Genomic DNA, 21,498 nt, shown 5'->3' on the forward strand with positions numbered 1-21,498 from the left:
CGTAGTGCCCACTTTTGCATCCTGCGCTCAACTCCCGCCGCGATCGGCCGATAACCCTGGATGGGTGCGGGTGGGGGTCCACTCGCCAACAGGGACGACCATCAGCGATGCTACAGAAACTGTTTTCTTCCAAAGCCCTGCGCCGCGGCCTTGACGCCGCGGGTGACGCCTGGCTGGCCGGCCATACGCCGGAATGGCAATTTGGCACGTCGGCCAAGTCCCGCGCCCTGGCCACCAAGCTGGCCGATGCGCATCGCGCGCAAAACGAACACCGTGCCGCTTTGCTTGCGCAACTCGACGCCCAGGCGGCGGAAATCGACACGCTGCGGCAGCAACTGCACGATGCCGAACGGGCCAATGCGCAGCTGACCCAGGACGTGGCCGATGCCGCTGCGGCGGCCCAAGCGTCCACGGCAGTGTCCGAACGCAATGCCCATGAACAGGAACGCGACGCCCGTCTCGCCCGCTTTGAACTTGCACGCGACCTGCTGCATGACGGCGTGTGGGACCTGACCGTCCTGCCGACCGACCCGCTCAACCCGCGCAACCCCTTCTGGTGGTCGCAGGCCTTCCGCCGCCAGCTGGGCTTCGAGACGATAGAAGAGTTCCCCGACGTGACCGACAGCTGGTCGTCGCGGATTCACCCCGATGACAAACAGGGCGTGCTGGATACCCTGCTTGCCCACCTGAACGACCGGTCGGGCAAGACCCGCTTTGACGTCCGCTATCGCCTGCGGCTCAAGAACGGCAGCTATCACTGGTTCAATTCGCGGGCGCAGACCAAACGTGAACCCGATGGCACACCGATCCGCGTCGTGGGCGTGCTGGTGGACATCAACGCGTCGTACGACGAAGCGGCCCTGCGCGAATCGCAGCAACGCCAGCAGGATCAACTGGCTGAAACGTTGGCGTCGGTGACCGAAATCGTGGGCACCATCAAGGGCATTGCGCAGCAGACCAACCTGCTGGCCCTGAACGCCGCGATCGAAGCGGCCCGCGCGGGTGAAGCAGGCCGCGGCTTTGCCGTGGTGGCAGACGAAGTCCGCAAGCTGGCCACCCGCACCAGCGACGCCACGCAGCGCGCAACGGACATGGTCAGCCAGGCCTGAAGGCGGCAGGATCCTGCCTCGAAGGCAATCCGCTGCCGCCGTCGGGGGATAATGTCGGTCATTGCACCGCGGGCGCGACGCCGGCGGCCGCACCTCTTATGCAGAGTGACCGACCATGACTTCTTTGTCCCAGCCTTCAAGCGCCAGCCACAGCAGCACCACTACCGGCAGCCGCACTGTCACCGGCCAGTTCCCGGCGCAGCGTGACGACATTGCCGACCTGATTACCCGCCGCCCCCTGCCCGGCCGCGGCCTGGACCAGGTCGATCCCTTCCTGTTCCTGAATCACCATGGCCCGCAGGTCTACCGGCCGCGCAACAACGGCCTGCCCTTCGGCCCCCATCCCCACCGTGGTTTCGAGACCGTCACCTTCATCCTGGAAGGCGACATTGCCCATCGCGACACGGGCGGCCATGAAAGCGTGATCGATGCGGGCGGCGTGCAGTGGATGACGGCGGGCAGCGGGCTGGTGCACGAAGAAGTGTCATCGGCGGATTTCAAGCGCGATGGCGGACCGCTCGAAGTGCTGCAGCTGTGGGTCAACCTGCCGTCCCGCCTGAAGATGAGCCCGCCCAAGTACGTGGGCCTGCAGCGCGAAGACATTCCGTCCCTGGAACTGGATGATGGCAAGGCCCAGCTGGACCTGATTGCTGGAACCTGGGCCGGACAGGTCGCGCCCATCCAGTCCCTGACGGGCATCACCATGACGACGCTGACGCTGACGGCGGGTGCGCACGTGCAGCTGGAAGCGCCGGCCGGCCGGTCGGTGTTCTTCTATCTGGTGCGGGGGGCGGTGACGGTGGGCGGTACAGAGAGTGCAAATAACCTGGCGAGCGGGACCGCGGCACCAGGCGCTACGGCGTCAGGCATCGATGTGGCCGCCCAGCACCTTGTCACTTTCGCGCATGACGGCGACACGATCACGGTGACCGCCCGTGCCGACGCCTTCCTGGTCTTCGGCCATGCCGACCCCATCCGGGAACCCGTGGTCAGTCATGGCCCCTTCGTGATGACGACGCGGCAGGAAATCAACGAAGCCATCGCCGACTACCAGGCAGGCAAGTTCGGCGGCTTCTGAACGAATAACGAAGCGGCTCGGTGGGTCAAGGCCCCGGCGTCTGCCCCTGAAGCCACCAGGCCCTGACGCTACCCCGCCTTGACGCCCCTAGCCTCGACGCCCCTAGCCTGAACGCCAAAGCCGTCTAGGATCCGACACCCAGGCAACGGTTTCGACTGCTTACCTGCGTTCCGCCGACGGCGTCGTGACCCGCGTTTCCCCTGCTGACGCCACGGACGCGGTCGGCGTCGTCGGCGTGGTCGGTGTCGCTTCGGCCTTGACCGTCACGCTGTCGCCGGGGCCCGACAGGATGCGCGTTTCAACGGTCTCGGGCATGTCTTCGGTCGCGAACAGATCCCATGCCGCCATGAACAGGCCAGCGATCACCGGGCCGATCACGAAGCCGCTCAGGCCGAACAGCGCCATGCCGCCCAGCGTCGAAATCAGCACCACGTAGTCGGGCATCCGCGTGTCCTTGCCCACCAGCAACGGACGCAGAATGTTGTCAACCAAGCCGATCACCAGGAAGCCGAAGGCGATCAGGACCACGCCTTCCCAGACCGAACCGGTCAACAGGAAGTAGATCGCGACCGGGCCCCACACCAGCCCCGCGCCCACGGCCGGCAGCAGCGACAGGAAGGCCATCACCACGGCCCACAGCAGCGGCGCCTGCACACCCAGGATCCAGAAGATGATGCCGCCGAGTGCGCCTTGCACCAGCGCCACCGCGATGTTGCCCTTGACGGTCGCGCGGGCAATGGTCGTGAACTTCTGCAGCAAGTGCTGTTTGTGGCCGTCGCTGAGCGGGATCGCCTGGCGGATCCGGCGCGCCAGTTGCGGGCCATCGCGCAGCAGGAAGAACATCAGGTACAGCATGACAGCAAAACTGACCAGCACCTGGAAGGTGTCCGATCCGATGCTAACGGCCTTGGTGGCCATCAACTGGCTGCCCTGCGCAACGGCATCGGTCAGCTTGGTCTGGATGCTGGCGATGTCGTTCAGCCCGAAGCGGACCATGATGTCGTGCACCCACAAGGGCAGCGCATCGAAGGCACGTTGGAAGTAGGCGCCGAAGTTCAGATTGCCGGACTTGATCTGGTCATAGACCAGCGACCCCTGCTGCACCAGCGAACCGGTAATCAGCATCAGCGGCAGGATCACGATCAGCAGCACCAGCAGCAAGGTCACGAGCGTGGCGGCATTGCGGCGCTTGCCGAATTTGTTGACGAGCTTGCGGTTCAGCGGGGCAAAGATGATCGCCAGGATCGTGCCCCAGAAGACGGCGCCAATGAAAGGTTGAAGGATCCAGACGAACGCGATCGACACCACGATCAGGATCAGAAGGAAAGTCTTGTAATGGAGACTCGAGTTATTCATGGCTACCTGGGTGGGCCGGGGCCCGGATGGTCGTTGCGTGTTGTTGTGGCGGCGGTTTCGCCTGCGCTCAACGATACGCGAAAGCCATGCGCACACAGCCGGTTACCGAACGCCAATGTTGCCAGTTGTATTATGGATTCGACCCCTCGCACGCTTGATCTGCCGGCATGCGACCTCACGTAATGCGTATCCGTTCTGTCCCTTCCCCCATTCTTTGACGCCAAGGGCCATGAAATACAAAGACTATTACGAGATCCTCGGGGTGCCGCGCACGGCCACCGAAGCCGAGATCAAGGGCGCCTACCGCAAGCTGGCGCGCAAATACCATCCCGATGTCAGCAAGGAAAGCGACGCCGAAGCCCGCTTCAAGGAAATCGGCGAGGCCTATCAGGTCCTGAAGGAACCCGACAAGCGCGCGGCCTATGACAACATGGGCACGCAGTGGCAAGGCGGCCAGGACTTCCAGCCGCCCCCCAATTGGGATGCCGGCTTCGAGTTCAACGGACGCGGTGGCAATGCGGGCGACTTCAGCGACTTCTTCGAGTCCATGTTCGGCGCGCAGGCCGGCGGTGCACGCGGCCGCTCGCGCCGGCCGATGCACGCGCAGGGCGAAGACCATCACGCCAAGGTCATGATCGACCTGGAAGATGCCTATCGCGGCGCATCGCGCAACGTCACGCTGCGCATGCCCATGACGGATGCGTCAGGCCGGGTCACGACCCAGGAACGCACGCTCAGCGTCAACATTCCCAAGGGCGTGCGCGAAGGCCAGCACCTGCGTCTGTCGGGCCAGGGCAGCCCGGGCGTCGGCCAGGGCCAGCCCGGGGACCTGTATCTAGAGATCGCCTTTCGCCCGCATCGCCTGTTCCGCGTCGATGAACGGGACGTGTATGTGGACGTGCCGCTGGCCCCGTGGGAAGCGGCGCTGGGCGCAACGGTCGACGTTCCGACACCCGACGGGTCGGTGCAACTGACCATTCCGCCAAACACGTCGGCCGGCCGCAAGCTTCGCCTGAAGGGCAAGGGCCTGCCCAGCAATCCGGCAGGCGACCTGTACGTAGTGGTGGGCATTGCCCTGCCGCCCGCCGACACGCCCGAAGCCCGCGAGGCCTACGCGGCCATGCAGCAAGCCTTCCATTTCAACCCACGCGCGGGGTTCTGACCGGACGCGCACGGGGCCACACCAGGAGAGTGTGATGAAAGCAAACGAATCGCCGGCCCTGCAAGGCCGGGTCGTCGAAGATGAGGTCCAGCTGACGTTGCTGGAACTGTGTCAGGCCAGCGGTGCGCCGCGCGAGCGGATCATGACCTGGGTGTCCGAAGGCATGCTCGAGCCGGTGGGCGACCGTCCACCCGACTGGCGCTTTACGGGTGTGTCGCTGCGGCGCACGCGGCTGGCCTGCCGGCTGGAGCAGGACCTGGAACTGAACCCGCCCGGCGTCGCGCTGGCACTGGACCTGATGGACGAGATCATGGCCTTGCGAGCGGAGCTGCGTCGTTCAGGGTTTCGTTAGGCAGGCCGGGGGGCATTGCCCGCGCCGGGCCGGGTGAATGCGGTCCGCGCGGCATGCACCGCGTTGCGGTACGCGCAGTCGGCGGCATGGTCATTGACCATGCCGGTGGCCTGCATCAGGGCGTACAGCGTCGTCGGTCCAACGAACTTCCAGCCGCGTGACTTCAAGGCCTTGGACAGCGCCACCGATTCCGGACACGTGGCCCGGACCGGCGTGGTCGGCAGCGTTTCCGGCGGCGCGTAACGCCACAAGAAGGCAGCCAGGGAGCCGGCCTCTTCCCGCAGCGCAATCGCCCGGTGCGCGTTGTTCAACACCGCGTCGATCTTGCCGCGGTGCCGCACGATGCTTGCGTCTTGCAACAAACGTTCGACATCGGTGTTGTCAAAACGCGCCAGTCGATCCATATCGAACCCTGCAAATGCGGCGCGAAAGGCCTCACGTTTGCGAAGGATCGTCAGCCAGCTCAGGCCGGCCTGGAACCCTTCCAGACTGATACGTTCGAACAGTGCCGTGTCCGTGCCCAGCGGCATGCCCCACTCGGTATCGTGATAATGGCGGTAATCCGGAGCGGCGGTCACCCACGCGCAGCGCGTGAGGCCGTCTTCGAAAGTCGGCGGCATGGTGTTCCTGCGGTTCGCAATCCGCTATCGTAGTGCGCCTTGGCCCGGCCGGTTTGCGCCGCCGCCGCGCTTGTCTTCAATGCCCTCCCCCACGCCCATCGGCTCGCCATGCAAGAATTTGACCTCAACGACAGTACCGCCGACCGCTTCCTGCTCGACTCCACCGGCGTCTCGCTCGTGGTCTTCCACAGCCGCACCTGCGCCAATTGCAAGCTGGCGCGCGAGAACCTGCCCAAAATGAACCTGCCGGTCGAACGGATCTGCTGGATCGACGCCGGGGACAATGGCGGGCTGGTGGAACGGTATGAAGTGTTCCATCTGCCTTCGATGTATGTGGTCAAGAACGCCGTGTTCTATGGGTCGGTGCAGGCCACGCTGGCGGAGTGGGACATTCGCCGGCAGGTACACCTGGCGCAGGACAGCGTGCCGGCCGAACTGCCTTGAGCCCGACGCCACACCGCCCCTGCCTTGCCTTGCCTTGCCCTGCCTTGCCTTGCCTGCCCTGCTGACTGGTCCGTCAGGGCCTGATTAGTCTTCGTGCTTGTCGTGGGTCGCTTCGGCCCCGCGGCGCCAGTAGCCCGCCGCCTTGACCCACACCTTGTTCAGGCCGCGTTCGCCCACCAGGTAGGCGCGGACGGCCTTGGCCACGCTGGATTCCGCCGCGACCCAGGCGTAGATGTCGCCATCGGGCAGGCGCAGGTCGCGCAACGCGGCCACCACGGCGTCGCCTGCGGCGGCCTGTCCTATGGCGGCATCGCCCGCCGCAGCCTGAACCGCAGCCTTCCCCGCGGCGGCATTGTCGCCCGCGTCGTCGGACGCGCCGCGATGCACCCAGCGTACCGTCAGGTCGGCCAGCGTCCTGAACGTCTGCTCTTCTTGCGCGTCGGCCACTTCGGCCACCACGCATACCCGGGCGCCGGCAGGCAGTTCGTCCAGGCGGCGGGCAATCGCCGGCAAGGCGGTTTCGTCACCCACCATCAGATAGCCGTCAAAGTCCCCTTCCATCACCATCGACCCCCGGGGTCCACCAATGCCCAGGTACTGGCCGGCGGTGGCCTGGGCCGCCCATTCCGCGGCCGGACCATGTCCATGCAAGGCGAATTCAATGTCCAGTTCGCGGGTGGCCGGATCGTAGCGGCGCGGGGTGTAATCACGGCGCGCGGCGGGGGGCGTATCGGTAGCGTCGGGGCCGCCGGGGCCGGTTGGGCCATTGGGGCCCAGTTGCGGCAGGTCGGGCTGGTCCTGGCCGGGGGCCGGGAAGAACACCTTGACATGGTCGTCGAACGCCGCGCTGGTGAAGCCTTCCAGGTCGTCGCCCGCCAGGGTGACGCGCAGCAGCCGCGGCGTGACGTGTTCCACGCGGCGCACCTGCAACAGGCGCATCTTGAGTTCATGCCGGACACGGCGCACGCCGCGCGCCGGGGTGGCGTCAGCGGTGCGGGATTCGGTGGTGCCGGAGTCGGTGGTTCCGGAGTCGGTGGTGCGGGAGTCAGTAGTGCTGGAGTCAGTAGTGCTGGAGTCGGTGCGGGCAGATTGCGGTGTGCTCATGTCAGATCCTTTTTGAGTTGACGAAGGTCGTCGGTCGCGCGCTGCAGGATCTCTGCAATGCGGCGGTTGCCTTCAGGTGAACAGAGGCCCAGATCGTGCAAGGCATGCTTGAGGCCCAGCCGCGCCAGCATCAGCGATTCGGGGGTGCCCGGTGCGACGGCATCGGCATCTTCTTCACCCGCAAACACGCGTCTTACCTGCGCCATCTTGGCGCCGACGCTGGCCAGCTGCGCCAGGATGTCGTCGGCCACATGCCGCTGGGTAGCAAGCCAGGCTTCCCCTTCCGGCGTGACGGCGTACCGCTTCTTGGCGCCTTCCATGGTCACGGTAGCGTGGCCGATGTCTTCCAGGTAGGCCAGGGCCGGATAGACCATGCCCGAGCTGGGACCGTAAAAGCCGGATGACCGTTCTGACAGCGTCTTGATCAGTTCGTAGCCGTGGCTGGGTTTGTCGGCCAGCAAGGCCAGTAGCACCAACTGAAGGTCTTCGGACGCCAGCTTGCGGCCGGTGCGAAATGCCGGGCGGCCGCTTTGCGCGTCGTCGAACCCGGCGGAGAAACGACGGCCGCCCCGGCCGCCTCCTCGATGATGTCCATGCATGGTTGTCCTTGTTCGCAGCGGGGGTGCGCCAGGGCGGCGCGACGCTCGCATCGCTGCATCTACGGGATCAGTATATCTAAAAACATGTTTTAAGACACATGTTTTTAGATATGTTTTAAAACAGCATCAGTGTCATGGCGGCTGCCTTGGCACGGACCGACACGTCCGGTGACTTGCCTGCGCCTACGCCGGGGCGCTACCTTGCTTGCCTGACTTCAGGAGAGCAGGCATGAACGTATTGATCGCAGGCGCATCGCGCGGTATCGGATTGGGATTGGTCACGGCGCTGTTGGCGCAGGGGCACCATGTGGTGGCGGTGGCGCGCAACCCGGCGGGGTCGGACGGGCTGCAGGCGCTTGCGGGCAAGCATGGCGACGCGCTGACGGTCATTGCCTGCGACCTGAATGAACCCGACGCGGCCAGCGTGCTGCGTGCGGGGTTTGGCGACATCACGTTCGACCGCATGGTGTTCAACGCGGGCGTAAAGACACCGCTACATCAAAGCGTCGCGGCCGCCACGATGGATGAAGCCGGCCTGCTTTTCATGACGAACGCGATCGCGCCCGTGCGGCTGGCGCAGCAGCTGTGCGGCAGCGTGGTGGATGGCGGCGTGATCGGATTCATGAGTTCGCAGATGGCCAGCCTGACTCTGAACCGGTCCGGCGGCATGCCGCTCTATGGCGCAAGCAAGGCGGCGTTGAACAGCCTGATGCTGAGCTGGGCGTCGACGCTGGACGTGTTGCCGTTCAGCCTGCTGGCCCTGCACCCGGGCTGGGTGAAGACGGATATGGGCGGGCCGGACGCGACCGAGACGGTGGAACAGAGCGCGGCCGGACTGATCCGTACGCTGGACGCGCACGCGGGCAAGAAGGTGTGCACGTTCGTGGATTACCAGGGCGAACCGATGCCCTGGTAGGGGCGATGCTGAACCGGGGCGCACCCGGAGGTGCGCCCCCGGCCTCAGATCAACAAGCCCTGCTGCCCCGGTTCCAGCGCCGCATCGGCGGGCTTGTCGGCCGCCGATCCGCCACCCAGATACTCGGCCAGCAGGCGCGCTTCCGGCGTCAGGTTGGCCAGGCGGCGCAGGCAGATCACCAGTTCGCGCAGCGCCCAGGCGTCAGCCAGCACGATGGCCTTGAGCTGGCCCACCTTGACCCAGGGCGCCGCCACGGCTTCGGGCACCACCCCCACACCCGCACCGCCCCCCACCAGCCGGCAGACGGCATCATGGCTGCGCACCTGGATCTTCAGGTTCACCGACTTGCCTTGCGCCAGCGCCTTGTCCGACAGGAATTGCTGGAAGGCGTTGCGTGCATCCAGGCCCACGAAGGGCTGGTCCAGCGCGTCGCCAAAACCCATGCCCTTGCGCCGCGCCAGCACGTGGCCCGTCGGCACGACCAGCACCAGCCGGTCGGACCGGAAGGGATACGTTTCGAGCCCGCCCGTGTCGGTGTTCGCGGGCAGCAGGCCCAGGTCGGCCGTGCCGTCGCCCACCTGCTCCACCACTTCGTCGGCCAGGCGTTCGTTCACTTCGACATGCAGATCCGGATGCTGCTTCTGGAACGCCGCCAGCGCCGACGGCAGAAAGGCCGCCAGGGCATGGTTGTTCGCCAGCAGGCGCACCTGGCCGGCCAGCTCACCTGAATACGCATGCAGGTCACCGCGCAGCCGGTCTTCCTGTTCCAGCATGGTCTTGGCGTGCGCCAGCAGCGTGCGGCCGGCGGGCGTCAGGGTGATGCCCTGGCGTGCGCGTTCGAACAGCTGGATATTGAGCGAGACCTCGAGATTGCGCATGCGTTTGCTTGCCGCAGCCAGCGCAAGATTGGCGCGCGCGGCGCCGTGGGTGATGCTGCCCGCTTCGACGATATGGCGAAACAGACCGAGATCGATCAGGTCAAAACGCATGAGAGCAGTCCTTGCCGTGAAGCCGGCGTGGTGCAAAGCAGTCTTCACGGTGGCAAGACGCCCGCAAGAATGGCGTGGCGGTACACATCGGTAAAGAAGCGCAAACAGCACGGGTGAAAAGCGAGTCGGCGATTCTACCAGCCTATGGAACGCACGCCGGACCGGCAGGCGCGCCACACCATCCTGACATCCGCCTGAATTGTATTTCATCCTAATTGATAGGATCCTATCTATTAGGCTAAGATACGCTTCATGAAACCCGCAGATTCGCTCCGCATGTCCGTCAGCACCGCGCTGGTGGTGGTCACACGCGCCATGAAACAAGAGGCCGATGCCGCCCTGGCCGGCTTCAACCTGTCGCACTCGGCGGCCTGGCCCCTGGTCATGATCGGCCGGCTGGGCGAAGGCACGCGCCAGGGCGCGGTAGCCGAGGCCGTCGGCATCGAAGGCCCGTCGCTGGTGCGGCTGATCGATCAGCTGTGCGCGGCCGGTCTGGTCGAACGCAAGGACGACGCCAACGATCGCCGCGCCAAGACGCTGTACCTGACCAAAGAAGGCCGGCTGCTGCGCGACGACATCGAAGCGTCATTGATTCAATGGCGCAAGCGCCTGTTCCACGGGGTGTCGGTAGACGACCTGGAAGCCTGCATGCGCGTGTTTGGCAGCGTGGCCGACGCACTCGGCCGCCCTGACCTGCTGGGCCAGCTGAACCGCAAATGACCCCATCGTTGATCCGCCCATGACTGCCTTGCCGACCCGGGCCGAATGGCTGTTCTCGTTCAAGAACTACGCGGCCGCCATGCTCGCCATCTTCATTGCGATGGGCATGGGTTTGCCGCGTCCGTTCTGGGCGATGCTGACGGTGTTCGTGGTCGCGCAGCCGCTGTCGGGCGCGGTGCGGTCCAAGGCCGTGTTCCGTCTGCTTGGCACGGCATTGGGCGCTGCGGCCGCGATCGTCATGGTGCCCCCGCTGTCCAACGCGCCCGAACTGCTGTCACTGGCGCTGGCCTTGTGGGTCGGCGCCTGCCTGTATCTGTCTTTGCTTGACCGCACGCCGCGCAGCTATGTGTTCATGCTGGCGGGCTACAGCGCGGCGCTGATCGGCTTTCCGGCCGTGTCGCAGCCCGAAACGATCTTTGACGTGGGCCTGGCGCGTGTCATCGAAATTTCGCTGGGGATCGTGTGCGGCACGCTGGTGCATTCACTGGTGTTTCCGCAAGGGCTCGGGCCCGTGCTGCTGAAGCGGCTCGATGGCGCATTGGCCGATGCCCGGACCTGGATGCGGGATGCCTTGCGCGGCGACCGCGATGCCAAGAGTGACCGCGATCGCCGCAAGGTCGCCAGCGACATTACCGAACTGCGCGTGCTGTCGACCCATCTGCCCTTTGATACGTCGCACCTGCGTTTCACGTCCCATTCCCTGCGCGCCTTGCAGGACCGCATGGCGCTCTTGCTGCCGGTGCTGGCATCGATCGAAGACGTCGTGGCGTCGCTGCGAACGCAAGGCGGCCTGTCGGCCAACCACACCGCCTTGCTGGACGACATTGCGGCGTGGGAACCGGCGGATGGCGCATCGTCGGCCGACACGGCGGTCATGCAGCGTGCCGAGGCCGCGCTGGCGGCGCGGATTGACGCATCCACGCCGGCAGTCGACGGCATGTCGTCGTGGCGGGACCTGCTGACCTTTCATCTGTGCGCACGGCTGCATGAGCTGCTGGATGCGCGCGTTGAAAGCTGGCGGCTGCGCGCGCAGATCGACCGCATCGCGCACGGCGGCCCGGCCCGCCTGACCGACGGCATCACCCGCGTCATCCGAGCGCGCTTCGGCACGCCCTTTCATCGCGACCATGGCCTGGCGCTGCTGTCGTCGTTCGCCGCCGTGATTGCCATCCTGGTGTGCTGCGCGTTCTGGATCGGCACGGGCTGGCCATCAGGGTCGGCGGCAGCGCTGATCGCGGCCGTGTTCTGCTGCTTCTTTGCCACGCAGGATGACCCCGCGCCCAGCATCAAGACCTTCCTGGCCTACACAATCTATTCCTTGCCGCTGTCAGCCTTCTACCTGCTGGTCGTGATGCCGGCCATCAACAGCTTCGGCATGCTTGCCCTGGCGACGGCGCCCGCGATCGTTGCGATCGGCATCTTTGTGGCGCGCCCGAAGACCACGCTGCGCGCCATGGCCTTGCTGTTCGGATTCGGGTCGACCTTGAGCCTGCACGACACGGGCACCGCCGACTTTGCGTCGTTCATCAACAGCAACATCGGCCAGATCGCCGGCACCGCTGCTGCCGCGCTCATCACCCAACTGTTGCGCAGTGTGGGCGCCGAATGGACCGCGCGTCGGCTGTTGCGCTCTGGCTGGTCCGAACTTGCCGCCATGGCCGGTGCGCGCGGGGCGTCAGCGGCGCAGACCGTTGCGCATCAGAACGTGGCCAACCGGATGCTGGACCGGGTGGGCCTGCTTGCACCCAGGCTTGCCTTGTCGCGGCCGGTCGAACATCAGGTGGCGTCGGATGCCTTCCAGGACCTGCGCGTGGGCGACACCATCGCGCAATTGCAGCGCGCCCGGCCGCTGCTGCACGACGGTGAACCGGCGCTGCGCCGGTTGCTGCGCGCGCTGTCGCGGCACTTTGCCGATCTGTCGGCGGGCCGCATCAAGGCGGCGGACATGGCTGGCGGCCGCGGCGCGCCGGGCCCGGAAGTGCTGGCCGCGCTGGATGGCGCGCTGCGCGGCATCGTGGCTGGCCCGGCCAGCATGGCGCGCGACCGCGCGGTCATCGCCCTGGCCGGCTTGCGCAACAGCCTGTTTCCACAAGCCGAGGCGTATGTGGCAAGCGCCGTGGCCACCGCTGCGGCAACCTTTGCTGCAACCTCTGTCGCAACCACAGCGGCCACAGCCACTGCCACCGCGGCGGCTACAGCTGCGTCACCTGCCGCCCCCCATCCCCCAGCGGAGCCCCCGAATGATCGGTGAAGTCAATCTCCACGGCATCTTCGTTCCTGCATTGCTCGTGTTGACCTTGGGCGCGCTGCTGTTGTCCAGCCTGCTCCGGCGCGTGCTTGCCGCCGTCGGCTTCTATCGATACGTGTGGCATCCGGCCCTGTTCGATTTCTGTCTGTTCATCCTGGTGCTGGGTGGTATCTGCGCCCTCACCGCGGGCACGTCGCCCGCCTTCTTGTCGTCACTGCTATGAAACGCCTTGCCCCTGCCGTCCGCCGCTTCTTGCGCGCCACCACCGGCGCCACCCGCCGAGTCTTCTCTCATCACGCTCCCAGGGTCGGCCGCGTCGCCGTCACGGCCGTTGTCGTCATTGGCGCGGCATTCGCGGGCCTGCGGCTGTGGAATCACTACGAGATCGACCCCTGGACACGCGACGGCCGGGTCAAGGCATCGGTCGTGCAGATCGCGCCCGACGTGACCGGGCCTGTCGTGGAAGTGGCTGTGCACGACAACGAATCGGTGCATGCCGGACAGGTGCTGTTCCGGATCGATCCGACCCGCTTCGAACTGGCGCTGCGCCAGGCGCAATCCGCCGAAAGCCAGCAGCGCGCCGTGCTGGCCCAGGCCGAACGTGAATCCCGCCGCAATAACGAACTGCGCGACCTGGTGTCGGCAGAAGTGCGGGAACAGGGACTGGCTCGTGTCGAACAGGCCCGCGCGGCCCTGATGCAGGCTGTCGTCAACCGCGACACGGCCGCGCTCAATCTGCAACGCACCCGGGTCCTGTCGCCGGTCGATGGCACGGTGACCAACCTGGATCTGCGCACGGGCGCCTATGCCGCGGCGGGCAAGGCAGTGCTGGCCCTGGTGGACCGGCATTCGTTCTACGTGGAAGGCTACTTCGAAGAAACCAAGCTGCCGCACATCCACCTGGGCGACAAAGTCTCGGTGCTGCTGATGGGCGAACGCCATGACGTCCAGGGCCATGTGGACAGCATTGCATCCGGCATTGCCGATCGCGACCGGACCACCGGCAATGACTTGCTCCCGAATGTGAACCCGACCTTCAACTGGGTGCGGCTCGCGCAGCGCGTGCCGGTGCGCGTGTCGCTGGATGACATCCCTGCGTCGGTGCGCCTGGTGGCCGGACAGACCGCCACCGTGACCGTGGTGAATTGATCATGGCCTGCCTTTCTTTCGTTCGTACGATAATCCTGCGAGTCGGATTCACGCAGCGGTCACCTGCCCGCGCACCTGCCGCGGCCCCTGCGCTTCTCGCGCTGCCGGTCCTTCTTGCGCTCGGCGCCTGCGCCCAGGTGGGTCCCGAGTACACCGGCGCGCCGGCTTCCGCAGCCATCCATGCCCCGTCCGCCAACGGCCCGCTGATCGGCGCCACCGAGCCCGGCGTCAGCAGCGCCCCGCTGCCGCCGCACTGGTGGCGGCTGTACCAGGACCCGGCGTTGGACGACCTGGTGGGCCAGGCCCTGGCCGCCAACAACGACCTGAAGGCCGCCGCCGCCAATTTGCGCCGGGCGCAAGCGGTGGTGCGCGAAGCCGGAGGCGCAGCCCTTCCCACGATCGGTGTCAGCGGCGGGCCGTCGCTGGGTCACGCGTCGGGCGCGGCCACGGGGTTGCGTAACGAACTGCCCAGCCGGGTCTCCTACGATGCCGGCATCAGCGTGTCGTATCAGGTGGACCTGTTTGGCCGCATCGACCGTTCGATTGCCGCCGCGCAAGCCGATGCGTCGGCCACGCAGGCCGCATACGAAGCCGCCCGCATGACGGTGGTGGCCGACACGGTGCGTGCCTATGCCGACTTATGTTCGGCGCACTACCAGGCAAAAGCCGCGGCCGATCAGGTCGCCCTGCAGCAGCGCAGCCTGGACCTGACTGACCGGCTGGCCTCGGCCGGCCGCGGCACGGCGTTCGATCGCGTGCGCGCCGCCGCGCAACTCGACACCCTGCGCGCCACACTGCCCGGCTTTGCGGCGCAGCGTCGGGTGGCGTCGTATCGACTGGCCGCGCTCACCGGCCGTACCCCTGCCGAGGCGCCCGAGCCTGCCTGCGACACGCCGCCGCACCTGGCGCAACCGATCCCCGCGGGGGACGGTGCGGCCCTGCTGCGCCGCCGTCCGGATATCCGGCAGGCCGAGCGCACCCTGGCGGCCGCGACCGCACGGATCGGCGTCGCCACCGCCGACCTGTATCCCACCATTGCCTTGGGCCTCTCGGCCGGGTCAACAGGCCCGGCGACCCGGTTCCTGGACAGCGCAAGCTATCGCTGGAGCCTGGGCCCGCTGATCTCCTGGACACTGCCCAACACGGGCGTTGCCCGCGCCCGCATCACGCAGGCCGAAGCCAATGGCGACGCCAGCCTGGCCCGCTTCGACGGCGTGGTGCTGGGCGCGCTGCGCGAAGCCGAATCGGCCTTGACGGTGTATGCCCGCGAACTGGACCGCAACGCCGCCCTGCGCGCCGCGCGGGACCAGAGCGCCGTGGCCGCGCAGCAAGCCAACGAACTCTATGCCCGGGGCCGCGAAAACCTGCTGACGGTGCTGGATGCCGGGCGGACGCTGGCCTCGGCCGATGCGGCGCTGGCGGCATCCGACAGCCTGCTGTCCACGGATCAGATCGCGGTCTTCCTGGCATTGGGCGGAGGGTGGGAGGGCTGAACGCGGCGTTGCGCCGACGCAAATCCCCTACTCAGCCATGGACTTTCACAACATACGTTCATGTACGTATGTATGATGTCATTTTCCTGACATCTTCGTGCAGGGGACCGCTGGCCCGGCAATCTGCCTTGGCGCCCTTCCCTGCCGTCAGATCTTCTGCATAGCGGCCTCAGTCTGGCGCTCATTTAAGGAACGTCCGGCATGCCAGACCCCGCCCGAAGCAGCGACCTGCTCCCCCGCCCAGAACGCCCCCCGTCCCCCGCCCTGGTCCCTGCGATCCCGCTGTCGCCCGCCGTCAGCGGCCTGTCCAGCGGCAAGGCGAGCCTGGTGCTGGCTGCGGTCTTCGCCTTGGCTGCCCTGGCCATCGGCCTGTTGACGCCGAACGTCATGCCGTTGGGCTTCCTGGAAGAAGGCGGCCCAGTTGAAAACGGCACCATCTTCCTGTATCTGGCATCGGTGGCCTGTGTGATCATGACCCGCATGCCGGGCCTGACGCGAACCGACAAGCTGGCGCTGTGCGTCGTGCTGCTGTCCCTGGCCGCGCGCGAGGCCGATCTGCACAAGGCCATGTTCGGCATCAGCATCCTCAAGGCGCGTTTCTATAACCGCTATGGGTCGCTCGAGCAGATCGTGATGGCCGTGGTGACCTTGCTGCCCGCCCTGCTATCGATGCTGTGGCTGATCCGCCGAGGGGCGCGGCGCTGGTGGGACGCCGTCGTCTCGCGCCGCGCCCCTGCGCTGACCCTGATGACTTTCCTGGTCATCATCGTGCTGGCCAAGGCCTTCGACCGTACGCCGGTCACGCTGGTGTCGACCGGCCTGATGGCATCGGTGCCGGCCACAATGCGCACCCTGCTGCAAAGTTTCGAAGAGATCTTCGAGTTGATGTTGCCGCTGCTGGTCATGCTGGCCGTGATCCAGAGCGTCCTGATCCGCGCCACACCTGCATCACCCGAAGAAGCCGGCGCGCGCGACTGGAGCGTACGCGTCCACATTCGCCGCAATCGCCAGAACCGCTATGAGCCGCACATCGAACTCGAAGCCAAGTGGGGCGGCAGCCGCCAGTCCTGCATGATCCCGCCCACCACGGATTTCGATACCCCCGAAGCCGGCACCGCCCATGCGCTGGAATGGGTCGCGACCTGGCAACGCCTGAACGGCCAGGGCCGTCTCGAGTAAGCCGCGAAGCATCTGCCTGGCGCCAACGTGGCATGCGCTTTGCATTGGAAACGGGTCGCCGCACGCCGGCACCTTTCCAGAGCATGTACCTTGATGACCCGTCTCCTGGCTTCCATGATCGCAGCGCTTGCCTTTGCATCCGCCGCGCACGCGCAATCGCCCGCCACCTCCGCCGTCCAGTATCTGCACCCCCCCGGCGCCATCACGCCCACCGGCCCATGGGGCCTCGCGTCCAAGGCCGGCAACACTCTGTACGTTGCCGGCATGCGTGGCATCGACCCCAAGACCAACGCGCTCGTTGCGGGCGATGAAGCCCGCGTGCGGCAAGCCTTCATGAACATGAAGCAGATCGTCGAAGCGTCGGGCGGCACCTTGCAGCAGACCTTGCGCCTGGTGGTGTATGTCAGCGACATGTATCGCTACCGCCCGCTGGCCAACAAGGTTCAGGAAGAGTTGTGGGGCAAGGGGCCCTACCCGCCGCGGACCATCGTGGAAGTCGACCGCCTGAATCAGGACGACATCATCGAGGTGGAAGGCACGTTCCACGTGCCGAATTAGGCATGGCGTGATCGCCGCGTGATCCACGCGTGACGCCGCGTCCTGTTGGCACGCTACGTGCTTGAACAGACGCAAGAGTAGAAGCGTTCACCACCTACCATTCCTTCAGCACCGCTACGGTGCACGGGTCGCCAGTGTGGCCGGAAATTGCTCTTGAAGTGCCCACCGCCGGTGCATCGTCCTTGACGTTGCCGGCGTGGGCGATTTCCCACTTCAAGTCGCAAGCCGAGTCCACGGCGCCGACCCCTATCCGAAGGAGCTTCACCATGCATCGCCGTCACATGCTCAAACTGGGCGCTGCCGCCGCAGCCGTGCTTGCCGCGCCCGTCGTCTGTGCCCAGCCCCTGACCCGCCTGCGCTTCACGCTCGATTACCGCGTGACCGGGCAGACCGCGCCGTTCCTGGTCGCACTGGCCAAGGGCTACTACAAGGAAGAAGGCCTGGACGTCACGATCGACGCCGGCAGCGGGTCGGTCGCGTCGATCACGCGCGTGGTGACCGGCGCGTACGACATCGGCCTGGGCGACATCAATTCGCTGATCGAATACCACGGCGCCGCCACCGGCACCCCGGCCCTGCGCGCCGTCTACCAGTACTACAACCGCGCGCCGTTCGCGATCATTGGCCGCAAGGATCGCGGCATCACTGACTTCAAGAGCTTGCAAGGCAAGCGCATCGCCGCGGCCGCCGTCGAGTCCACCAAACGCGCTTGGCCCATGGTCGCGCGCAAGACAGGCCTGTCAGACGACGCGCTGGAATGGGTGACGACCGACTTCAGCCTGCGCGACAACGTGATCGTGCGCGGTGATGTCGACGGCGCGACCTACTTCCATGATTCGGCCGTGACACTGTTCCAGCGCATGAAGCCGGAAACCCTCAGTGTGCTGTCGTTTGCCGATGCGGGGGTGAACCTGTACGGCAACGCCGTACTGGCCAGCACCAAGCTGATCAACGACAACCCGAAAGCGCTGGCCGCCTTCCTGCGCGCCAGCAACCGTGGCCTGCAGGACGCCCTGGCCAACCCGGTTGCCGCGATGGCCATCGTCAAGCAGCGCGATCCGCTGATCGACGAAAAGGTCCAGCTCGAAAGCTGGCTGATCACCGCCAAATACCTGGCCGCGCCGGATACCCGCACGCATGGCATGGGCGACGTGCGCAAGGACCTGGTGGCCGAGCAGATCACGATGGTGTCGGATACGTTCGGGCTCAAGACCCGCCCCACGGTCGACAGCCTGTACGACCTGCGTTTCCTGCCGCCGCTGGCCGACCGCATGGCCAAGGCGTGACGCCATGGCGCTGTCCATCGATACCTTGCCGCCGGCCGCGGCCCACCGCGCATCCGGCCCGGCTGGCGACAGCCTCCTGATCCGCGGCGCGCAGGCCATTCTGACCGGCCTGCCGGACGCGGGCGCGCGCAGTCCTGCGCGCGACATCCGTGTTCGTGAAGGCCGCATCCACGCCATTGGCACGCTGGCGCCCGAGCCGGGTGAACGCGTGCTGGACGCAAGCGACTGTGTCGTGTATCCGGCCTGGGTCAACACCCACCACCACCTGTTCCAGTCCCTGCTCAAAGGGGACCCGCTGGGTATTAACGTCTCGCTGATGCCCTGGCTGACGGCGATTCCGTTCCGCTATCGCCCGGCCTTTGACGAGTCGCGCTTCCGGACCGCGGCGCGTATCGGTCTGGTCGAGCTGGCCCTGTCGGGGTGCGCAACGGTTGCGGATCACAACTATCTGTATGCCCCGGGTCTGGGCTTCGACACCTCCGAGATCCTGTTTGAGGAAGCGGACCGGCTGGGCCTGCGCTTCGTGTTGTGCCGGGGCGGCCAGACCCGGGTGCGGCAGGTCGAAGACAGCCTGCCCGCGTCCTTGCGGCCGGAACGGTTCGAGAACTACCTGGCCGACGTCGAACGCCTGGCTTCCAGGTATCACGATCCTGCGCCGGACGCGCGGCGCAAGGTTGTGCTGGCGCCGACCAATCCCCTGCACGGTGTCGATGCGGGGCAGTTGCGCGAAAGCGCCGCGTTCGCGCGCGGCCTGGGGCTGCGCATGCATACCCATCTGTCCGAAACCGTGTCCTACCAGGATGACGCGCATCGGATCGCGGGCAAGTCGGCGGTGCAATATTGCGCCGACAACGGCTGGGTCGGCAGCGACGTGTCGTTTGCCCATCTGGTCAAGCTGCAAGCCGAAGAAATCGACTTGCTTGGCGCCACGGGCACTGGTGTTGCCCATTGCGCGCAGTGCAACGCCCGCCTGGGCAGCGGCATTGCGCCGGTCGAAGCGCTGGAAGCCGCTGGCGCCAAGGTGTCGATCGGTGTCGACGGCGCGGCATCGAACGAAGCGGCCGACATGTATTCGGAAGTCCATACGGCCTGGCTGATGCAGCGGGCCAAGGAAGGCGAATGGACGCGTGCCCGCCTGCACGGCGGTGAAGGCGAAGCCGGCCGCAACCGCACGACGGTGGAAGACGTGGTGCGCTGGGCGACCGCGGGCGGGGCCGATGTGCTCGGCCTGACCGACCTGGGCCGCATCGAAGTCGGACGCGTGGCTGACCTGGCGCTGCACGCGGTCGATGCGCCGCGCCACTTCGGCCTGCATGACCTGGGCATTGCCCCGGTTGCGTCAGGCGGCGGACGCGTCAAGGCCTTGCTGGTCGGGGGCAAGCAGATCGTGGATGACGGCGCGCTGGCCGGGCTGGATGTCGATGCCCTGCGGCGCGAGGCGCGGCAAGCCGTGGCCTGGATGCGGGAGCATGCGACGCCGCTGTGATGGCGGCATCGCCGTACCCTTAACGCCCGCCGAAGTTTGGCGGGCGTTTTTCCAGGCGCGCCCGGATGCCCTCGGTCTTGTCTTCCGTGGCGAACAGCAACTGGAAAGCCTTGCGCTCGAACGCCAGCCCGGCGTCCAGTCCCACCTCCATGCCGTGCAGCACCGATTCCTTGATCGCCCGCACGGCATGGATCGGCAGGTCGGCAATGCGGCCTGCCAGGGCCAACGCGGTGGACTCCACTTCCGTGTCGGCCACCAGATCACTAACCAGCCCCATCGCATACGCCTGGTCCGCGTGGATCGTTGAACCCGTCAACAACATGCGCATGCCGCGGAACTTGCCCACGGCGCGGGTCAGGCGCTGCGTCGCCCCGCCACCCGGCATCAAGCCCAGCAGCACTTCGGGCTGGGCGAAACGCGCGCCCTGCCCGGCCACGATCATGTCGGCGTGCATCGCCAACTCGCATCCGCCGCCCAGCGCGTGGCCGCTCACGGCGGCGATCACGGGCTTGCGGCAGCCTGCAATCGCCTGCCACAGCCGGCCCATGTCGCGGCCTGCCACCTCGGTCGGTGTCGCGTCCACGTATTCCGTCAGGTCCGCGCCGGCGCAAAAAGCGCGTTCATTGCCGGTGATCACGATGGCCCGCACGGTGTCGTCGGCATCCAGCTCGATAAAGCGGCGAGCCAGCGCATGACGCAGTTCAAGATTGAGCGCGTTCAATACGTCCGGCCGGTTCAGCCGGAGCCACGCCACGCCCGGCGCCGGCCTTGTCAGTTGCAGGACATCGTGGCTCACAGTCCCAGCACCCGCTCGGCATTGCCGTGCATGATCTTTTCCATGACCTCGTCCTTGTACCCAAGCTCCTGCCATTCCCGCAGAATGCGTTCGTACGGCAGGCTGGGATAGTCGCTGCCGAACATGATCTTGTCCTGCAGACGACCCCGGATATCCACCTTCAGGTTGCCGGGAAAGTGTTTGGGCGCCCAGCCCGACATCTCCCAGTACACATTGCCCTTGTGCAGCGCCACGGCCGTCGTCTCGTCCACCCAGGGCCATCCGGGGTGCGCCATCACGATCTTCAGGGCCGGAAAATCCGCGGCCAGATCGTCGATCGCGTCCGGATGCGCATGGCGGATCCGCGCGCCCATCCCGCCTGGCATGCCGGCGCCCATTCCCGTCGTCCCCACGTCGATCATCACCGCGGCGCCCAGTTGCGCCAGTTCTTCGAACAGCGGATAGAAGCGCCGGTCGTTGACCGCGAAGTGCTGCATGATCGGGTGGAAGTGAAAGCCGATAAAGCCCAGCTCCCGCATCGCATGCCGCGCTTCGCGGATCGCCAGTTCGCCCTTGAACGGATCCAGCGTGCCCCAGCACTGGATGACACGCTGCGGATGCCGCTTCCACATGCCATGCACATAGTCGTTGGTGCATGGCGGTGTCGCCACCGTGGTCTCCAGATCCAGCGCGACCAGGCAGGCTTCGACACCGGCCGTGGTGAACTCGTCGATCACGGCTTCTTCGGTCTTGCCGACCCAGTGCCGTTTCCAGTAGGTGGCCAGCGCCTCGACATACGGGCCCTGGGCGTCGATCCAGGTCTGGGTGCCGGGGTAGCAATGCAGGTCGATGATTCTCATGGCAGGTCTCGATGC

General features: G+C 66.4%; 23 protein-coding genes. 15 read left to right on the top strand and 8 right to left on the bottom strand.

The window, feature by feature from the left end; genetic code table 11:
• Positions 1-107 precede the first annotated feature (107 nt).
• Together HD883_RS04920 and HD883_RS04925 are read left to right on the top strand one after the other, a co-directional pair.
• Positions 108-1,109, top strand: a complete 1,002-nt coding sequence (locus tag HD883_RS04920) for a methyl-accepting chemotaxis protein (protein WP_179587565.1) — start codon at positions 108-110, stop codon at positions 1,107-1,109.
• 115 nt (positions 1,110-1,224) lie between these two features.
• Positions 1,225-2,187 carry a pirin family protein gene (locus HD883_RS04925; RefSeq protein WP_179587564.1) on the top strand — a complete coding sequence of 321 codons (963 nt, stop codon included), beginning with the start codon at positions 1,225-1,227 and terminating at the stop codon, positions 2,185-2,187.
• Positions 2,188-2,346: 159 nt separating this feature from the next.
• Here the strand turns inward: HD883_RS04925 and HD883_RS04930 are convergent, their stop codons facing one another.
• Positions 2,347-3,543, bottom strand: coding sequence for an AI-2E family transporter (locus tag HD883_RS04930; RefSeq protein ID WP_179587563.1), 1,197 nt, complete (start codon positions 3,541-3,543; stop codon positions 2,347-2,349).
• Positions 3,544-3,772: 229 nt separating this feature from the next.
• On the opposite strand from HD883_RS04930, the gene HD883_RS04935 reads away from it, so the two are divergent.
• Both HD883_RS04935 and HD883_RS04940 read left to right on the top strand, forming a co-directional pair.
• Positions 3,773-4,705, top strand: coding sequence for a DnaJ C-terminal domain-containing protein (locus HD883_RS04935; RefSeq protein ID WP_179587562.1), 933 nt, complete (start codon positions 3,773-3,775; stop codon positions 4,703-4,705).
• Positions 4,706-4,739: 34 nt separating this feature from the next.
• A complete protein-coding gene (locus tag HD883_RS04940; protein ID WP_179587561.1) occupies positions 4,740-5,057 on the top strand; it encodes a chaperone modulator CbpM in 318 nt (105 codons plus the stop codon).
• On the opposite strand, the gene HD883_RS04945 is transcribed toward HD883_RS04940, so the two are convergent.
• Complete coding sequence (locus HD883_RS04945; protein WP_179587560.1) at positions 5,054-5,677, bottom strand: DNA-3-methyladenine glycosylase I; 624 nt, start codon at positions 5,675-5,677, stop codon at positions 5,054-5,056. The genes HD883_RS04940 and HD883_RS04945 overlap by 4 nt on opposite strands.
• A 108-nt stretch (positions 5,678-5,785) precedes the next feature.
• On the opposite strand from HD883_RS04945, the gene HD883_RS04950 reads away from it, so the two are divergent.
• Positions 5,786-6,121: a thioredoxin family protein gene (locus tag HD883_RS04950; RefSeq protein WP_179587559.1), complete on the top strand. Its 336-nt coding sequence runs from the start codon at positions 5,786-5,788 to the stop codon at positions 6,119-6,121.
• Positions 6,122-6,205: 84 nt separating this feature from the next.
• Here HD883_RS04950 and HD883_RS04955 read toward each other — a convergent pair whose 3' ends face one another.
• Together HD883_RS04955 and HD883_RS04960 are read right to left on the bottom strand one after the other, a co-directional pair.
• Entirely contained in the window at positions 6,206-7,060 is an 855-nt protein-coding gene (locus tag HD883_RS04955) for a siderophore-interacting protein (protein WP_257022412.1), read from the bottom strand.
• Positions 7,061-7,221: 161 nt separating this feature from the next.
• The gene (locus tag HD883_RS04960) at positions 7,222-7,824 is read right to left on the bottom strand and encodes a PadR family transcriptional regulator (RefSeq protein ID WP_257021998.1); all 603 of its coding nucleotides are present in this window, start codon (positions 7,822-7,824) and stop codon (positions 7,222-7,224) included.
• 229 nt (positions 7,825-8,053) lie between these two features.
• On the opposite strand from HD883_RS04960, the gene HD883_RS04965 reads away from it, so the two are divergent.
• Entirely contained in the window at positions 8,054-8,740 is a 687-nt protein-coding gene (locus HD883_RS04965; protein ID WP_179587556.1) for an SDR family oxidoreductase, read from the top strand.
• Between the two features lie 44 nt (positions 8,741-8,784).
• Here HD883_RS04965 and HD883_RS04970 read toward each other — a convergent pair whose 3' ends face one another.
• Complete coding sequence (locus HD883_RS04970; protein WP_179587555.1) at positions 8,785-9,729, bottom strand: LysR substrate-binding domain-containing protein; 945 nt, start codon at positions 9,727-9,729, stop codon at positions 8,785-8,787.
• A 252-nt stretch (positions 9,730-9,981) separates the two neighbouring features.
• On the opposite strand from HD883_RS04970, the gene HD883_RS04975 reads away from it, so the two are divergent.
• The 7 genes from HD883_RS04975 (at position 9,982) to HD883_RS05005 (ending at position 17,076) form a co-directional block, all read left to right on the top strand.
• Positions 9,982-10,449, top strand: coding sequence for a MarR family winged helix-turn-helix transcriptional regulator (locus HD883_RS04975; RefSeq protein ID WP_179587554.1), 468 nt, complete (start codon positions 9,982-9,984; stop codon positions 10,447-10,449).
• Positions 10,450-10,468: 19 nt separating this feature from the next.
• On the top strand, positions 10,469-12,700 hold the full coding sequence (locus HD883_RS04980) for an FUSC family protein (protein WP_179587553.1): 2,232 nt from the start codon (positions 10,469-10,471) through the stop codon (positions 12,698-12,700).
• Complete coding sequence (locus HD883_RS04985; protein ID WP_179587552.1) at positions 12,690-12,920, top strand: DUF1656 domain-containing protein; 231 nt, start codon at positions 12,690-12,692, stop codon at positions 12,918-12,920. The genes HD883_RS04980 and HD883_RS04985 overlap by 11 nt, the downstream gene beginning before the upstream one ends.
• Positions 12,917-13,846 carry an efflux RND transporter periplasmic adaptor subunit gene (locus tag HD883_RS04990; RefSeq protein ID WP_179587551.1) on the top strand — a complete coding sequence of 310 codons (930 nt, stop codon included), beginning with the start codon at positions 12,917-12,919 and terminating at the stop codon, positions 13,844-13,846. Before HD883_RS04985 ends, HD883_RS04990 begins: the two co-directional genes overlap by 4 nt.
• A 2-nt stretch (positions 13,847-13,848) precedes the next feature.
• On the top strand, positions 13,849-15,339 hold the full coding sequence (locus HD883_RS04995) for an efflux transporter outer membrane subunit (protein WP_179587550.1): 1,491 nt from the start codon (positions 13,849-13,851) through the stop codon (positions 15,337-15,339).
• Positions 15,340-15,540: 201 nt separating this feature from the next.
• Complete coding sequence (locus HD883_RS05000) at positions 15,541-16,518, top strand: hypothetical protein (protein ID WP_179587549.1); 978 nt, start codon at positions 15,541-15,543, stop codon at positions 16,516-16,518.
• A gap of 93 nt (positions 16,519-16,611) precedes the next feature.
• Entirely contained in the window at positions 16,612-17,076 is a 465-nt protein-coding gene (locus HD883_RS05005) for a RidA family protein (protein WP_179587548.1), read from the top strand.
• Between the two features lie 94 nt (positions 17,077-17,170).
• On the opposite strand, the gene HD883_RS05010 is transcribed toward HD883_RS05005, so the two are convergent.
• Positions 17,171-17,344, bottom strand: a complete 174-nt coding sequence (locus HD883_RS05010; RefSeq protein ID WP_179587547.1) for a hypothetical protein — start codon at positions 17,342-17,344, stop codon at positions 17,171-17,173.
• Between HD883_RS05010 and HD883_RS05015 the strand changes: the two genes are divergently transcribed.
• Positions 17,343-18,362: an ABC transporter substrate-binding protein gene (locus HD883_RS05015; protein ID WP_179587546.1), complete on the top strand. Its 1,020-nt coding sequence runs from the start codon at positions 17,343-17,345 to the stop codon at positions 18,360-18,362. The two genes, HD883_RS05010 and HD883_RS05015, sit on opposite strands and share 2 nt — an antisense overlap.
• Positions 18,363-18,366: 4 nt before the next feature.
• Positions 18,367-19,848, top strand: a complete 1,482-nt coding sequence (locus HD883_RS05020; RefSeq protein WP_179587545.1) for an amidohydrolase family protein — start codon at positions 18,367-18,369, stop codon at positions 19,846-19,848.
• A gap of 19 nt (positions 19,849-19,867) precedes the next feature.
• Here HD883_RS05020 and HD883_RS05025 read toward each other — a convergent pair whose 3' ends face one another.
• The gene (locus tag HD883_RS05025) at positions 19,868-20,644 is read right to left on the bottom strand and encodes an enoyl-CoA hydratase-related protein (protein WP_373563311.1); all 777 of its coding nucleotides are present in this window, start codon (positions 20,642-20,644) and stop codon (positions 19,868-19,870) included.
• The gene (locus HD883_RS05030) at positions 20,641-21,483 is read right to left on the bottom strand and encodes an amidohydrolase family protein (RefSeq protein ID WP_179587543.1); all 843 of its coding nucleotides are present in this window, start codon (positions 21,481-21,483) and stop codon (positions 20,641-20,643) included. The genes HD883_RS05025 and HD883_RS05030 overlap by 4 nt, the downstream gene beginning before the upstream one ends.
• Positions 21,484-21,498: the final 15 nt, after the last annotated feature.

The organism is Pigmentiphaga litoralis (genome assembly GCF_013408655.1).
GTDB lineage: Bacteria > Pseudomonadota > Gammaproteobacteria > Burkholderiales > Burkholderiaceae_B > Pigmentiphaga > Pigmentiphaga litoralis_A.